Here is a 13,218-nt window from a genome sequence, read left to right as displayed (position 1 = left end):
CGGAAATCCGGGCCCAGGAGTTCTACCCACTGCTGCCGGCTACCGCACCATTGGGAGGGCTGTTACCGGGTGTCCGCGCGCCAATGCGGGCCGGTGATTGCCCGCAATGGTCGCGCTGCTTGGCTGTCGGAATCCCGACAATTTGAGATTTAGCCCACGGGAGCCGTGCCGTGCTTACGCTCGTAATATCGGCGGACTTGCTCGCTCACCTTCGCGTGGTCGTGGTGGCGAGGATTGCGGTAAGCCTCGGAGAGCTCAAGCTCGCGGATGCGATCCTCACCGGACAACTGAGGCACTGCGCCGCCGGCAGGGGTGCTGTCCTCTTGAAACTCTGCGCCAATCGCTGCCAGCAGCCGCATCGCGGTCGGGTTGTTACCAATGGCGGAATACACCTGTTCCATGTCGAGCCCGGCGCGAGACGCGCCAAAGGATGCCGCAGCGTGGGCCATCCCGATATTGCGCGTGAAATCCGCATCGTTTGCCCAAGTGGCTTTAAGCTCCGCCGCGGCACCCTGTTCGTCTAGGGTCGCGGCACCCTGCGCCAGCATCGGGGCGAGGCGGAAATACTCGCCCATCACCAAATCCATCTGTTTTTGCGTGATGCCGGCCGCATGTGCCTTTTCCAAAAACGATGCCATATCAGCATCGCCGCGCAAGTCCAGATCTTTCATGCCCTCGGGCGGGTCGATGCTGTAATCAGCTGATGACTTAGGAGGCAGATCACCCTGGCCGATACGCTTCTCAAGATGACCATGCGCCTCAGCCATCTTGCGGGCGGATGCTTCCAGATCGAAAGTGCCATCTTCCTTGCTTACCCGGTATTTCTCGGGGATGAAGTCCTGCGACAAAGGCTCTGCGCCACCCTCACCCTGTTTCAACAGGGAGCCGGTTCGCTGTGACGCACCAGCGTCATTGTTCAGACCTTCATCATTGCCGCCGGAGCCATCGGCCCCTGTGACGCCACCACCGCCGCCACCACCCTCCACGCCAGCTTCCTGCATGGCTCGGTACATCAGCCCGCGAATCCACATTACAAATCTCCTTGATCGGCGTTCGGATCGGGCACGCCAGAAGCCCGGTTTATTTGGTTGACGATGTGCTCGATAACTCTGCGCATGCCGTCGCGCTGGTACGTCTGCAAGACCGCATCAATGCCGCCGGTGACCACTGCGGGCCGGGCAAATCTCGCGGTCAAGTCCTCAAGAATTGCCGCGCCTCGGCGGTCATCCTCGAATATTTCTTTGTAGGCCTGGGGATCAATCACGCCGCCCTCGCTGCACGTTGGATGCCGGCAGACGCGGCTTCAGCGGCCAGGGCTTGCTGCATGCCTTGCTGCTGTTGTGCGGCCTGCTGCTGCTCTCTTGCCTCACGCAACTCGGCCACCTGATCCGCCGACCGGACCAGCTTGGCAGGTATGCCACGTCCGTCTGCGGCCATACGAACACCTTCGTCGCGGTCAAAGTTGTCCCACACCGATGGATCTCCGGTAGCCGCCGCCAGCTGCGCGGCTGCTGCAAACGTGCTCTCTATCGCGCTTACCTCCTCCATTTTTTGGCTTTTTGCCATAGGAGAGAGATAAACCACCGTAAATGGACGGTCAGCCAAAGATTCTGGAGGTTGATCAAACAAACCAGCGCGCATGGCCAGGCCAAAACAACGCTCAATTAGGGGCTGCAAGTACTCTGCCTGGAGCCGCCCGTACACCGGGCCAAGCAACTGCCGGATAAGCTGCACCCGCACATGCACCTCTGTAGCAGTCATTGCCGGTCCGTCTTGAGGCTGCAATTGGTCCGCCATCATGATCTTTCTGATCTGGGCCGTAAGTTGCTCGCGCTTGGTGAACGAAATACCGAAGTTGGCCCCAGTGGTCAGCGGCTTCATGCTGTCGGTATCGTTGGCCACCACGACACGGCGAGGGCCGATCTTTACCGTTCTTGGGTTGAGTACGCCGTCATCCTTGGCAATCCACATGCCAGAGATGGCCACGTCTGCGGCAGCAAGCTCCATCCGGCAAATCTCGTTGAGCGTGCGCGCATCCGGCAGCGCATCAAAGAGCGGCCCTGTTGCATAGACAGTGTTGGGAATAACCGTCCAGCGGGGCGCGACAAATGGGCGCTCGTGGTAGCCAGATTCGCGCAGCACCGCCTTACCATCACACTCGATATGCACCGAGGCATAAGGCAAATTCTTGGCTCGACGGGCACCTACAGCAGAGATTCGGCGCGGATAGATAGCATGCAGCAGGTTGAACCGCTGGTCATACTTGCCGTCGTGGTAGCAATCGCGCACCTTATCGCTTACGCGATCAATGCCAAATTCCGCGACCATTTGCTCAGCAGTCAGCGTGTAGCTTCGGTAGAGCGTGTCAACCTGACCAGATGCCGTGGACGCTGCGAGATAGCAGGTGCTTATCGGGTATTGGATAAAGCGCAACCCGTCAGGTCGGCCGTCCTGGTCTTTGTTTTCCTCGATCATGAGGACGAACCACCCAGCAACCACCACATCAAGATTGCACTCGAAAGAGTCCGCGTCGAAGTTGCTGGAATGAATGGCGCGCCAAAGCCGGTCTGCCGAATTATCAAGCCATCTACGCTCACCGTCTGTTTGGTCCCACACCTGCATGCCAAACCAACGAGAGTTTGCGGGCGTCATGCCTGACTGGATCCCGCTTGCCAGGATGCGGGCCGAGTCCGTGGTAGTGCTGTCGTACAGTCTTGCCTGCTTAGTCTGCACGGCAGAAATCGTTTCACCATCACCGCTAAACCCCTGGGAGCGGGCTGGGAAGGAGTGGTCGTAACAGTCGCGCCAAGTTTGCTCATGCGAGCTACGCGCGCCCTTTAGCGCGGCATAACGCCGGAGAATTTCGTGGGCTATGCCCTGGTGTTCGGCCATGCCTAATCCCCTAATCGGCCTTTGCCGTAGGCCAGCACAGATGACGTTTTAGCCTCCCCCCCTGCGCTACCAGATGCAAGCAAGCTGCCCGCTCGTCGCTGTCGAGTGAGTTCTGCCGTCTTGGCGTTGGCCGCCGTAGCCGCCTCGTTTTCGGCCTTGCGGCGCTCGGCCTCGGGGTCAGCCTTAGGTTCTGCCTTAGGCGCAGCTTCAACCTTCGCGGCACTTCCGCCTATTCCGATGACGGAACCGACGGCCCCGAGAATTCCTTTTTTGCCCATATCAGCCTCGCTCCGCGCTGCGCACCGGCACTACCCAACCATCGCGGGACAGCACAGGAGCAATCAGGGTCGTGGGGTCTATCGCAGCAGCAGCCATGCTGGCGTAATCGGTTTTGGTCGGGCGTGACGGCTCGACCTGCGCAGTTTCCACCGGAGTAGCAGCCACGACCGGCGCGGCAGCGGCCGTGTCCGTGGCATCCGGCGCTGGCGCGGGATCGCCTACGGTCGTCACAGGCTCGGGGGGGGATTGGGTTTGATCCGCCAGATTGGCGTCTGGCGTGGTGGCGGGAGTGGGCGCGGCGCCCGGCTCCAGAATGGCTTTCTTGCTACGTGACATGATCGGCTCCGACTGTGAATAGTCGGGCCGATTGTTGACCCCAAGCGGTGTCGGAATCCCGACTTTTTAGGCTCTAGCTTGGCCTAGCCGACTGCCGGCACGGTTGCTTTCAAGGGTAGGCAATGCCTCGCGTGGGAGTTGCATCACCTCAGACCAGAATTTGATAACCGTCTCGCCGTCCTGATGGCGAGGCTCTGCGCCTTGAGCCCATCCGATCATTGTTGCCCGCGGGATCTGCGCGTAATGCGAAACGTCCCCCATCGTGTAACCCTCCCGCCTCAGGGCAAGAAAAACGCCGCTCCAGTCCACGGCAGGCGCCGGGGTCAATTGCTCCATATCACCCCCTGCCAGAACTGCGCTCCCGCGCCACAGCCCAATCCAGAATCGCCAGCGCGTCCGCGTCGTTGTCCGTCTCTGGCCGATAGCCCCGCGCCTTGGCCTGGGCTACCATCGCGGCCTTGTCGGCGTTGCCCTTGCCCGTCCAATGCTTTTTGACCACGCCTACACCCACTGGGACTAGCTCGATGTTGTGCTGGTCGGCCACCATTTCGAGCATCGCCCGGTAGCCGCCGTAAGCATGCGCGGCCAGTACGCCGCTCTTGCCGTGGGCCTTCACGTCCTCGAAGGCGATGATGCCGACGGCGTGATCGGTAATCATGCGAGACAGCCAAGCCCGGTACCGCTGCCATTTCTGGCCCGGAGTCCATGAGCTACGCGGGGTGAATACCTCGGTGCCGTGGGTGATCCGGCCATCGCGGCGGCGCAGGGCATAGCCGGTCTTGGTGCCAAGGTCGAGGGCAAGCAGGCCGATGTTAATTTTTTCGACCACGATTGAGGTCGGCGAAACGTGCGCGCGCGCGTGACTTTCAATGCGGTCAAATTCGCCCTTTTGAGCCGCGAACGAGTCACCCCGCTGGGTATGTGCCACCCCAAAGCCATTCGCGCCATTACGGACCGGGAAAGTGCCTTCCTGGAGGTTTAATGCAGCCACCGTCCCCGCCATCGGGTCAAGCGCGATATCCGCCTGCGCGGCGGCAAAGTCAATCTGAGTCATGCGAGTCCTCCAAGGAATGCGCGGGCGGCATCGGCTGCCGGGCTCCAGCTATCGGGCTTTCGGCTGTCCTTGGTGCTGTTGCCCATGCGCGCCTGCGGTGCCCTGCATTCGTCAGCGAGGATTCGCAACATGGACGATCCAAGGTGGCGGCAGGTAGCGGGCCCACTGGGCAAAAGATCACCCCGCCCTTGCGCCTTGATCCAGGCCGTGACCTGTTCGGGCACGGGGTCGGCGGTACCAGCGTTTGACAGACGCTGCGCAAGGATCAGCAGCTTTCGGCGGTTGCCCATGCGCGCGCTGATCCCGGCGTATTCGCTGTGCGGCGCGCCGTGGTGCAGCGAGCACAACCAGTCAACGGTGCCGGTCGTGCTATCGGAAATCGTGCCCGGCAGTACGCAGCCAGGGGCGCTACAAAGCCGGTGATCGTGTTGTGGCGCTTGGCCGTGGCTCACGGCTGCGGCGGCTTCTGCGTAGCTCATGCGGTTTGCTCCTGTGCAGCTGCGTCACGACGGCGCAGCGCCTCAAAAATGCGGTCTTTGAAGTCGAGGTAGCTTTCGCCGCCACGGGCGAACAAGCCAAGCTCTCGGCCCTTGCGATCAATGCCGGCGTTGTTGAGCCACCAGCGGTCGTCTGTCTGGGTGGGTTTCGCAGATTGCGCGGCCTTGTCGGGCACAGCGGCGGCTTTGGCCCGAAGGGTTTCGAGCGTCTTGGACAGGTAGGCCCAAGGGATGGCCTCGGGGGCAGGCTTGGCCAGCCGTGCGGCCTCGATGCCTGCCAGGGCTTCCTCCTCGGTCAAGCCCTTGTCCACCCAGGCCCGCATGTGCGGGTTCCCTGCGGCGACATCGACCCCACGAGAGCGCAGCAGCTTTGCCATCTGGCCGTAAACCGTGCCGCTGGGCAGGTAGTCCGCTTGGGAAATTTCATCCGGGGATTTTGATCCGTCTCGTGCGGCCTCCGCGCCTTCTGTTCCAGACGAGAGATATTCTTTTTCTTTTGGTTCTTGGTTATTGGTTATTGGGTAAGCATTGCCTTCGCTATGCGTTGGCATTGCAGGCTCTGATGCGTTCGCATGTGCGTTCGCATGTGCGTTTGCATGTGCGTTTGCATTGCCCTCCTTATGCCAACGCTTTGCCGCGGACTTGCTGGCCTTGTCCGATTTCTCGCGGCTTTTCTCGATTTCGGAGTCACACCTACGATGCGTCCAGCCTGCGTCCGTCAGAGCGAAATACTCACTCAATATGATGTCTACGGCCTTGCGCTCGGCGGTGCTGGCAGCCCTGGACAGACGGTAAATCTGACGCTTTTCAACAGGCAACGGCTGCTCGTGCTGGTAGTACAGATCAAGCAGGCGACGGTATGCGCCGTCCTCGATCATCGTCAGGTGCGCGGTGTCCTTCAGGTAGTCACCGATGTGATGCGGGTAATAGTTCATCGGCCCGTCCTATAAGCAAACGGCCTGCGGATCAGCTCGTGAAAGCGGTCGCGTGCCTGGGGGTTGTGGTCAAGCTCGCGGCGCGATTCGATGCAGCAAACGCGGCGAATATAGGCGGCGGCCTCGTCGGCAGTGGCAGCGCCACAGAAGGCGCGAAAGTCGGCGCGAGCGCAAAGCTGGCCTGATAGGCGGGCGAGTTGGTGCGTCATGTCAGCCACGCCTCCGGGCTTCGACCTTCGGCCGCAGGTACTCGTAGGCGAACTCCTCGTAGGCCTCAAGTTGCGCCTTGCTCACCACCATTGCGTCAATCGGCGCGAACTGCCAGCCAATGGCCGCCATCAGATGGCACACCTTGTCCAGATCATCCGCAACGATTCGGTTCACGGTGCTGGCTGATATGCCCATGAAATCGGCTGCACGAGCCTGGGTAAACAGTGAAATCGCGCGGCCGATATCGCTGCGAAGTCTTTCAGCGATCTTGCGAGTGTTTTCTACCTCGTCGGTAGAAACTGTTTGGGTGCTCATCGAGTACTTCCTTGTTTACAAAGAGCGATTGGCCCATGACCGATACCGAAAAACTGCTTGAAACCGCCGAAGGCATCGCCCGCCGGCGCTTTACCGATCCATCCGAAAAAACGGTGATGGAGCTTTTCCAGGAGCTGGCCGCAGAGCGCGACCGGCGCGCACTTGAGAGCGCCGAGGCCTTTTGCGCGACAGTGCATTGATGAATCACGCATCGGTCGGCCCAATCGGAATGCGCTCGTCATCGGGGGTGGGATTACGCATGGCCCGCCTCCACTGCCCTGGCGGCCTCAGCGAATACTTCCGGGTAATCAATACGAACTTGCGCAGGTATGCCGCGCCGCTTCCAATTGCTCACGCGCTGAACGGCACCCGGCTCATCAAGGAGTTTCAGGCGCTCAGCTACAGCGGTAGGACCGCCAAGGGCGTCAATCAAAGCTGCATGGGGGTGTTGATCTGGGGACATAGGTTCTCCGGTTTTCCCCAATTAAACAACATGTTTAATAATTGGGTCAACACGGCGTGTATCAACAGCCCGTTTACACGCTGCACAATCGCGCCATGAAATCCATGCATGCCCAAATGGGGCGACTTTATGAGGCCGCCCGCGCAGCAGGCAGGCTTAGCGGTGAAGCGGATCAAACAGATATGGCCCGCTTGCTCAACGTCGCCCCGCAGAACGTCAATAACTGGGAGAAGCGCGGCCCGTCAAAAGAAGCGTTACTCGATGCGCAGGCCGCTTTTGGGGTTAACGCAACATGGGCCGCTACAGGCACCGGGCCGATGTTTATTGGCGGGAGCCCGCCCGACCAGGGCGATCACTGGCCATTTGCGCGGATTGATGTACGGCGAATACAACGCCTCAGCACTGACGAGCGCGCATATGTCGAAGGGAAGCTGGAGGCCGTGATTGAGGCGGTAGAGGCTCGCATTCAAGAGCAGAAAAGCGGAAAACAAGCCGCTTAGGCCGCGACACCTGCGGCTGGTTGTCTAATACTTCTCACCACCGGAGGCCGCGTGGCGCTCGATGAAATGTACGCTGACTCGCTGAAGGCAGCTTTAGATAACCGCCAGCAGCTGGAGTCGATAACAGGCAGCCCTCCGGCTCTTGAGGTCGTGCCGCCCCAAAACTTGAACGAATGGTACGAATTTGGCGCCGTCTGGCTTATTGTGCTGGCAGCAATGGTTGCTTTATTCATCGCACACCGAGGGGCATCTCGGTCAGTCCCCATCTGGATACGCAGACTTCTTACTGCATGGGTGTGTGTTTGCCTGTTCGGTTCCTTAGTATCAACCCGCGAAGGCTCCCCAGACTATTCGGCTTGGATTTTGGGGGCCGCTTGGCCGCCGCTCGTAATTTTGGCGGGCTGGGCTCTGATAAATGCGTGGCGGCGACGCGCCACATAGGCTTATGCCTATCCAGCCCCGAACCCCACCGGGGTTTTTTTTCGCCCAAAATTAAACATGGTGTTGACTTTAAATAAACACTATGTTTAAATCTATCCCATCGCATCCCCACCAGCCAAGGCCAGCGGGGAGCGACAGGGAAGGTTTACGGCGAACCCTGCGCCCGGATGCCCAGACCGTGAGAGGGGAATGCTGCCAAGGCTGCAACTTGGTGACCGGATGACCTGGCGAACTGTTGAAACGGAGCCAGCGACGCGAGAGGCCGGCCCACCTCGGGCACACAGAGATAACCCTTCGGGGTCATCTGATTGCGCCGTGACAGGGTGCAGCCACATGACAAAGGAGATCAAACAATGAACGCACTCGACACCATCACCAAGATTGCCGGCCGCGCCGTTGAACTGACGATTCGCGGTGAAAAGAGCTTCACCTTCAGCTTTGACGGCCGCGATGACAGCGCGAGCGCCCGGCTGATGGACTTCTTCCGCAGCGCCGGAAAAGTCGCGAGTGACTACGACGCGGAATGCGACCACACCTGCGTCTACGTAGACGCCTGATCCCAAGCAAGCACAGCCCCGCCGGGCGTAAGGATTGCCCGGCCATCTGCCTGCGCTTTCCAGAGAGAGCGCAGACCGATGAACAAGGAGAACAGCATGAACCGAAAGTACATCGTCATGTTTTGGGACGCGGCGGGCAACGCGCGCCAGTCCGACAAGATGGACAAGACTACCGCTCAGGCATTCGCAGCCAGCATGCTGCCTGAGCAAGAGGCTCGTGTTGTTCTGGTTTCTGCCTAAACACCCCCCCGCCCCGCCGGGGATGCACTGAGGAAATGACTATGAGCAAAATATCGATGCCGGAGCCAGTGGCGTGGATGACCCACCACGATGAGCCGATGATCTTTCTGTCCGCCATCGAATGCGCGCATTACTGCGACGAGGGAGAGATCCCCATACCACTCATTGTCGGTATCCAGGCCGAAGCATACGCCTCCGCCAAGGTGCGTGAGGCGCTGGAAGATCTTCTGAATACGCTCGAAACTCGGGAATTCGATGGCGGGCAGAGGCAAATAACAACACACATCCGATCTCTAACCCCCTCAACGCCTGCATAGCTGGGATATGAGCAGTACCCAGGCTCAGGCGGCATCACCTTAACCTCTGCCGGGTCAGTGCAGAGGGCCATCACATAGGCGGCGGCGTGGATGGACACGCGAAGCTGTAGCAGTGGCGTGTAGGCACAAGATGCCGAACGAAGCCACTGGAGCCGGTATCAAGCCCGGCCCGCCTATGTGATGGTGAGCAGTAAACCAGCAGGCACCGGATCTTGTAATCCGGCGAGCCAGGGTCAACGGGGATGATGTGCCGCTGGCCTCCCCGCCGCTGGCATACGGGTAGCACCCGGCCACCATCACCCCTCTTTCGCAGCACCCCTCCCCCTCCAAGCCTCCCCGCCCATACCGCTTGATTGCGCAGTCAGCGTGGTGGCGGCTGGCCGTGAGTACGGTTGGGTGCTGCCCTTATTCGGAGTTCAACATGCAAGTAACCATGCAAGGCGGGAGGGTTGTTGTTGAGCCCACCCCGACCTCCCGCCGCGTTCCATTGGGCGCGGGCTCCACGCTCTGCGAAACGCTCCCTCTCACCCAGGCGCAGCGCCTTCAGGCCATTTATGAGGCGATCAAGATCAACGGCTACGCCTTCGGGCACCACGCCACAGAGTACCTGGAGGACGCGTTTAACCACATTGTTCGGACGGATGCAGACACCCAGGCGCTCATCGCCCTAGGCGTTGGTGTTAACCGCGACGAGATCCGCCAGCGCATCGAGGCCCGGCTGCTTGAGCTTTCGGAGCGCAGCCAGTGACCGCCCTGCAATCCACCCTTTTCATCTTGTGCGGCCTTGCTGCCGCTTACCCAATGGCCCTGGCCGGTGATCGCGCTATGGCGTTTCTGAGAGAGGCGGTATGACGACGAAACATACGAAGGGTCCGTGGCGTTACGACTACGAGCCAGGCTATTGCGGCGAACTGATCGCGGCTGATGGCAGCGTAGTTTGCGTCTTTACCGAAGAGCCAGGGCTAGACGATGCAAAGGTGCTCGCCGCCGCGCCCGATCTGTTGGAGGCGCTGCAAGAAACGCAGAGCCTCTTGACAGCGATGTTGCATGAGCAACGGCCGCAGAGCGAGGTTGAGGCTCAGATTGCCGAGAATCGCGCCGCAATCGCCAAAGCCACCGGGGGGCAGCCATGACCCCGAGCCGAAAGCAGGTTGAAGCCGCCCGCCCCAAGTTCCTCGAATGGCTCGTAGCTCGCGGTGCCCAGGTGCTTCGCCCGACAAGTGAATGGGAGCTGGTGCGTTTCGACTGCGCATCGGGCGTGGCGATCATCTACAGCAATGCCAAAGGCAGCACCACTTTCACCGGCCAAGCCTTAGCGGCCTGGAGCGCTTACAAAGGCGCGATGCCCTGGGATGCTGGCGTCCGTACAAAGAGGGCCAAGGTCAGCCCGCTGATCCGCACCCTGCTGGAGCGAGACGGCGACCGCTGCTTTTTCTGTCATGGGCACACCTCCGACGATGACCGCAGCGCCGAGCATTTGGTACCGGTTGCCCACGGTGGCCCGAACCACATCAGCAATCTGGTACTGGCCCACAGGGCATGCAATGCGCGAGCAGGCCACCTGAGCGCGATGGAGAAAATCCGCATACGCGACCAATCAAGGGAGCAGCCATGACCCGCCGCCTCTCCACTCTCTGGCGCCGAGCCCGCCGCACCGGCCAAGACCTCGATTACGTGGGCTACCTGAGCGGCCTGATTGGCGCCCTGGCCCTGCTGATCGCCACCTCAGTCATCGGGCCGACCCTCGATGCCAATGACCAGATCGCAAACGACGGGCGCAAGACCGCGTATGCGGCGAAGGATTGAGACATGAACGCCATCACCATCAACATCGACGACTATCTGACCGCCGAAGAAAAACGTCAGATAGCCCGCGAAGAGTTCCGATCCGCCTGCGCCCGTCGATCGGCAGAGGAATTCGAACGAATCCTAAGCAATGCCGCGTATGACCTGGTTCACAAGGAAGTGGACGCGGCCTTCAGCGGCGACATGGTGGAAACCGTGCGCACTCAGGCCATGAAAGTCATCAACAGCATGTCCAGCCATACCGTGTTCTCGCCGCCCAACGCATGGGATCGTGCGCCCAGTAAAGGGTATCTGTATCTTCAAGAAGCGATTGAGGCGGCCCGACCGGCAGTAGCTGAGCGCGTTCTCGCCATCATCGACACCATGTCGGCCATTGACCTGCGCGAACGCATCGAGGATCTGGTGTGCGATGCCATCATCGGCAAGCTGACGGCGCCGTCGAAGGTGGCCACATGAACGCCATCACCGAAGCCACCCGCCTGATTGACGCCCCGTGCGTGATAGAAGGCCAGCCCATCGAGCAGTACCACGGCGGGCCGGGAATCAGCAAAACGGGCCTTGATCGCATCAATGTCTCGCCGGCCAATTTCTATGACCTGACCATGAACCCGGCGCGGCCGCCTGAGCCGGAGCGTAAGGGCCAGCTGGAGGGCCAGCTTGCGCACTGCGCGATTCTGGAGCCTGAAAAGTTTGCCACGCGGTATGCAGTCGGCCCCGATGTGATCCGTTCGACCAAGGAATGGAAAGCCTTCGAGGCGGCGCTACCCGCTGGCGTCATCGGCATCAAACCAGACCAGAGAGAGACGGCAATGCGGCAGGCCGAAGCCGTGCGCCGCCTGCCGGACGTGGCCGAGGCGCTGGCCGCTGGCGTGGCCGAATCATCCGCCTACTGGATCGACCAGGAAACCGGCGTCCTGTGTCGGTGCCGCCCTGACTGGTGCCACCCGGCGGGCGAGTCCGGCGTGATCTTGTTGGACGTGAAAACCTTCAGCGATGCAAGCCCGCATGAGTTTTCGCGCCAGATCGCCCGAAAGCGTTACCACGTCCAAGACGCCTTTTACACGGACGGCTACGCGGCTGCCAGCGGTACGACCGTGCTGGCCTTCATCTTTGTTGCCGTCCAGGATGCCTGGCCGTTCGCCGCCAGCGCCGTGATGCTCGATCCGCGAAGCCAGGACCAGGGGCGCCGCGACTATCGCCGCAATCTCGTCACCTATGCCGACTGCCTGACCTCGGGCAACTGGCCCGGTTTCGGCCAGGGTATCCACCTCGCATCTCTGCCCAACTGGGCATTCAACGACGAATGACAGGACCAACCATGTCGCAAACAACCTCCCTCGCTGACCTCAAGAAAACATCCAAGATGGTCGCCTCGCAGGCCGGCATCGGCCAGGTAAAGGCGTTTTTTGATTCCCAAAAGTCCACGCTGGCCGCCGTGCTGCCGCGCCACGTCAGCGCCGACCGCATGCTGAAGATCGCCCTTGGTGCGCTGCGCACCACGCCGAAGCTGATGGGTTGCACGGTCGAATCCTTGATGGGCGCGGTTGTGCAGTGCTCGCAGCTTGGTCTGGAGCCGAACACCCCCCTTGGCCATGCCTACTTGATCCCCTTCGAGAAGCGCCGCAAGCAAGGGAATGATTGGGTGACAGACAAGATCGAGGTTCAGATTGTCCTGGGCTACAAGGGACTGATCGACCTCGCCCGCCGATCCGGCCAGATCGTGAGCATCGCCGCCCATGCCGTACACGAGAACGATCATTTTGAATATGCCTACGGCCTGGATGAAAAGCTGGAGCACAAGCCGGCCATGGGCGAACGCGGCGCCATCATCGCTTTCTATGCAGTCGCCAAGCTGGTCGGTGGCGGCCACGCCTTCGAGGTGATGAGCGAGCAGCAGATCATCGAGATTCGCAACGCCTCGCAAGGCTGGCAGCAGGCCGTGCGCGCTAAAAAGACTGACGCTAGCCCCTGGGGTGCGCACTTTGCAGAGATGGGCCGCAAGACCGTGCTGCGCCGCCTCTTTAAATATCTGCCTGTCAGCATTGAGCTGGCCAACGCCGCCGCACTGGACGAGCTGAACGCTCGCGGCGAATCTCAAGCACTGGACAGCGTTCTGGAAGGCGAATACATCACGCCCGCACCGGGCGATGACGACGCCGCGCATCCCGCGATTGCCTACGACCCCTCCCCCCTGTTCCAGCAGATCGCAGACGCGGCGAACCTCGACGCGCTCGACCTGGTTGGCGACAGCTTGCGCGACGTGCCTGACGAGCATTACGACGCGCTGCAACGCGCCTACCAGAACCGCCGCGCCGAGCTGACCCCGGCGGACTGATCCCCCAGGGCGGCGCCACAACCAACGGAGGCCATCCACTG

At 60.9% G+C, this 13,218-nt stretch carries 22 protein-coding genes; 14 read left to right on the top strand and 8 right to left on the bottom strand.

Going from position 1 to position 13,218, the window contains the following annotated elements; all coding sequences use genetic code 11:
• Positions 1 to 149: 149 nt before the first annotated feature.
• The 7 genes from U0029_RS06805 to U0029_RS06775 all read right to left on the bottom strand — a co-directional run bounded on the left by U0029_RS06805 (position 150) and on the right by U0029_RS06775 (position 5,993).
• Complete coding sequence (locus U0029_RS06805; RefSeq protein WP_114852837.1) at positions 150 to 1,031, bottom strand: hypothetical protein; 882 nt, start codon at positions 1,029 to 1,031, stop codon at positions 150 to 152.
• Positions 1,031 to 1,264, bottom strand: coding sequence for a Bbp19 family protein (locus U0029_RS06800; RefSeq protein WP_114852836.1), 234 nt, complete (start codon positions 1,262 to 1,264; stop codon positions 1,031 to 1,033). Before U0029_RS06800 ends, U0029_RS06805 begins: the two co-directional genes overlap by 1 nt.
• Positions 1,261 to 2,892 (bottom strand): portal protein, encoded by a 1,632-nt coding sequence (locus U0029_RS06795; protein WP_114852835.1) that lies wholly within the window; start codon positions 2,890 to 2,892, stop codon positions 1,261 to 1,263. The genes U0029_RS06800 and U0029_RS06795 overlap by 4 nt, the downstream gene beginning before the upstream one ends.
• 279 nt (positions 2,893 to 3,171) lie before the next feature.
• Complete coding sequence (locus U0029_RS06790) at positions 3,172 to 3,507, bottom strand: hypothetical protein (protein WP_114852833.1); 336 nt, start codon at positions 3,505 to 3,507, stop codon at positions 3,172 to 3,174.
• 337 nt (positions 3,508 to 3,844) lie between these two features.
• Positions 3,845 to 4,561, bottom strand: a complete 717-nt coding sequence (locus U0029_RS06785; RefSeq protein WP_114852831.1) for a hypothetical protein — start codon at positions 4,559 to 4,561, stop codon at positions 3,845 to 3,847.
• Complete coding sequence (locus U0029_RS06780; protein WP_114852830.1) at positions 4,558 to 5,040, bottom strand: hypothetical protein; 483 nt, start codon at positions 5,038 to 5,040, stop codon at positions 4,558 to 4,560. The genes U0029_RS06785 and U0029_RS06780 overlap by 4 nt, the downstream gene beginning before the upstream one ends.
• The gene (locus U0029_RS06775) at positions 5,037 to 5,993 is read right to left on the bottom strand and encodes a YdaU family protein (RefSeq protein ID WP_114852829.1); all 957 of its coding nucleotides are present in this window, start codon (positions 5,991 to 5,993) and stop codon (positions 5,037 to 5,039) included. Before U0029_RS06775 ends, U0029_RS06780 begins: the two co-directional genes overlap by 4 nt.
• 38 nt (positions 5,994 to 6,031) lie before the next feature.
• Between U0029_RS06775 and U0029_RS06770 the strand changes: the two genes are divergently transcribed.
• Positions 6,032 to 6,178 (top strand): hypothetical protein, encoded by a 147-nt coding sequence (locus U0029_RS06770; protein WP_162790407.1) that lies wholly within the window; start codon positions 6,032 to 6,034, stop codon positions 6,176 to 6,178.
• A gap of 25 nt (positions 6,179 to 6,203) precedes the next feature.
• Here U0029_RS06770 and U0029_RS06765 read toward each other — a convergent pair whose 3' ends face one another.
• Positions 6,204 to 6,518 carry a CII family transcriptional regulator gene (locus tag U0029_RS06765; RefSeq protein WP_114852828.1) on the bottom strand — a complete coding sequence of 105 codons (315 nt, stop codon included), beginning with the start codon at positions 6,516 to 6,518 and terminating at the stop codon, positions 6,204 to 6,206.
• 35 nt (positions 6,519 to 6,553) lie between these two features.
• Between U0029_RS06765 and U0029_RS06760 the strand changes: the two genes are divergently transcribed.
• The 13 genes from U0029_RS06760 to recT all read left to right on the top strand — a co-directional run bounded on the left by U0029_RS06760 (position 6,554) and on the right by recT (position 13,177).
• Entirely contained in the window at positions 6,554 to 6,718 is a 165-nt protein-coding gene (locus U0029_RS06760; protein ID WP_162790406.1) for a DUF4471 domain-containing protein, read from the top strand.
• A 59-nt stretch (positions 6,719 to 6,777) separates the two neighbouring features.
• Complete coding sequence (locus U0029_RS06755; protein WP_162790405.1) at positions 6,778 to 7,080, top strand: hypothetical protein; 303 nt, start codon at positions 6,778 to 6,780, stop codon at positions 7,078 to 7,080.
• A complete protein-coding gene (locus U0029_RS06750; RefSeq protein WP_119564455.1) occupies positions 7,077 to 7,481 on the top strand; it encodes a helix-turn-helix domain-containing protein in 405 nt (134 codons plus the stop codon). The genes U0029_RS06755 and U0029_RS06750 overlap by 4 nt, the downstream gene beginning before the upstream one ends.
• Positions 7,482 to 8,275: 794 nt before the next feature.
• Entirely contained in the window at positions 8,276 to 8,479 is a 204-nt protein-coding gene (locus U0029_RS06745; RefSeq protein WP_114852825.1) for a hypothetical protein, read from the top strand.
• A 96-nt stretch (positions 8,480 to 8,575) separates the two neighbouring features.
• Positions 8,576 to 8,719 (top strand): hypothetical protein, encoded by a 144-nt coding sequence (locus U0029_RS06740; RefSeq protein ID WP_162790404.1) that lies wholly within the window; start codon positions 8,576 to 8,578, stop codon positions 8,717 to 8,719.
• Between the two features lie 41 nt (positions 8,720 to 8,760).
• Positions 8,761 to 9,036 (top strand): hypothetical protein, encoded by a 276-nt coding sequence (locus U0029_RS06735; protein WP_114852824.1) that lies wholly within the window; start codon positions 8,761 to 8,763, stop codon positions 9,034 to 9,036.
• 421 nt (positions 9,037 to 9,457) lie between these two features.
• On the top strand, positions 9,458 to 9,784 hold the full coding sequence (locus U0029_RS06730; RefSeq protein WP_115600706.1) for a hypothetical protein: 327 nt from the start codon (positions 9,458 to 9,460) through the stop codon (positions 9,782 to 9,784).
• A 100-nt stretch (positions 9,785 to 9,884) separates the two neighbouring features.
• Entirely contained in the window at positions 9,885 to 10,169 is a 285-nt protein-coding gene (locus U0029_RS06725; RefSeq protein ID WP_114852953.1) for a hypothetical protein, read from the top strand.
• Positions 10,166 to 10,651, top strand: a complete 486-nt coding sequence (locus U0029_RS06720; protein WP_115600705.1) for an HNH endonuclease — start codon at positions 10,166 to 10,168, stop codon at positions 10,649 to 10,651. The genes U0029_RS06725 and U0029_RS06720 overlap by 4 nt, the downstream gene beginning before the upstream one ends.
• Positions 10,648 to 10,842 (top strand): hypothetical protein, encoded by a 195-nt coding sequence (locus U0029_RS06715; protein WP_115600704.1) that lies wholly within the window; start codon positions 10,648 to 10,650, stop codon positions 10,840 to 10,842. The genes U0029_RS06720 and U0029_RS06715 overlap by 4 nt, the downstream gene beginning before the upstream one ends.
• A 3-nt stretch (positions 10,843 to 10,845) precedes the next feature.
• Entirely contained in the window at positions 10,846 to 11,298 is a 453-nt protein-coding gene (locus tag U0029_RS06710) for a hypothetical protein (RefSeq protein WP_115600703.1), read from the top strand.
• A complete protein-coding gene (locus U0029_RS06705; protein WP_115600702.1) occupies positions 11,295 to 12,149 on the top strand; it encodes a PD-(D/E)XK nuclease-like domain-containing protein in 855 nt (284 codons plus the stop codon). Before U0029_RS06710 ends, U0029_RS06705 begins: the two co-directional genes overlap by 4 nt.
• A gap of 11 nt (positions 12,150 to 12,160) precedes the next feature.
• Positions 12,161 to 13,177 (top strand): recombination protein RecT, encoded by a 1,017-nt coding sequence (recT, locus tag U0029_RS06700; protein WP_115600701.1) that lies wholly within the window; start codon positions 12,161 to 12,163, stop codon positions 13,175 to 13,177.
• Positions 13,178 to 13,218: the final 41 nt, after the last annotated feature.

Origin of the sequence: Bordetella avium, assembly GCF_034424645.1 — a bacterium.
Classification (GTDB): Bacteria; Pseudomonadota; Gammaproteobacteria; order Burkholderiales; family Burkholderiaceae_B; genus Bordetella; species Bordetella avium.
Note: the sequence above shows the minus strand (reverse complement) of the source record. Positions and strands in the feature narration are given on the sequence as shown.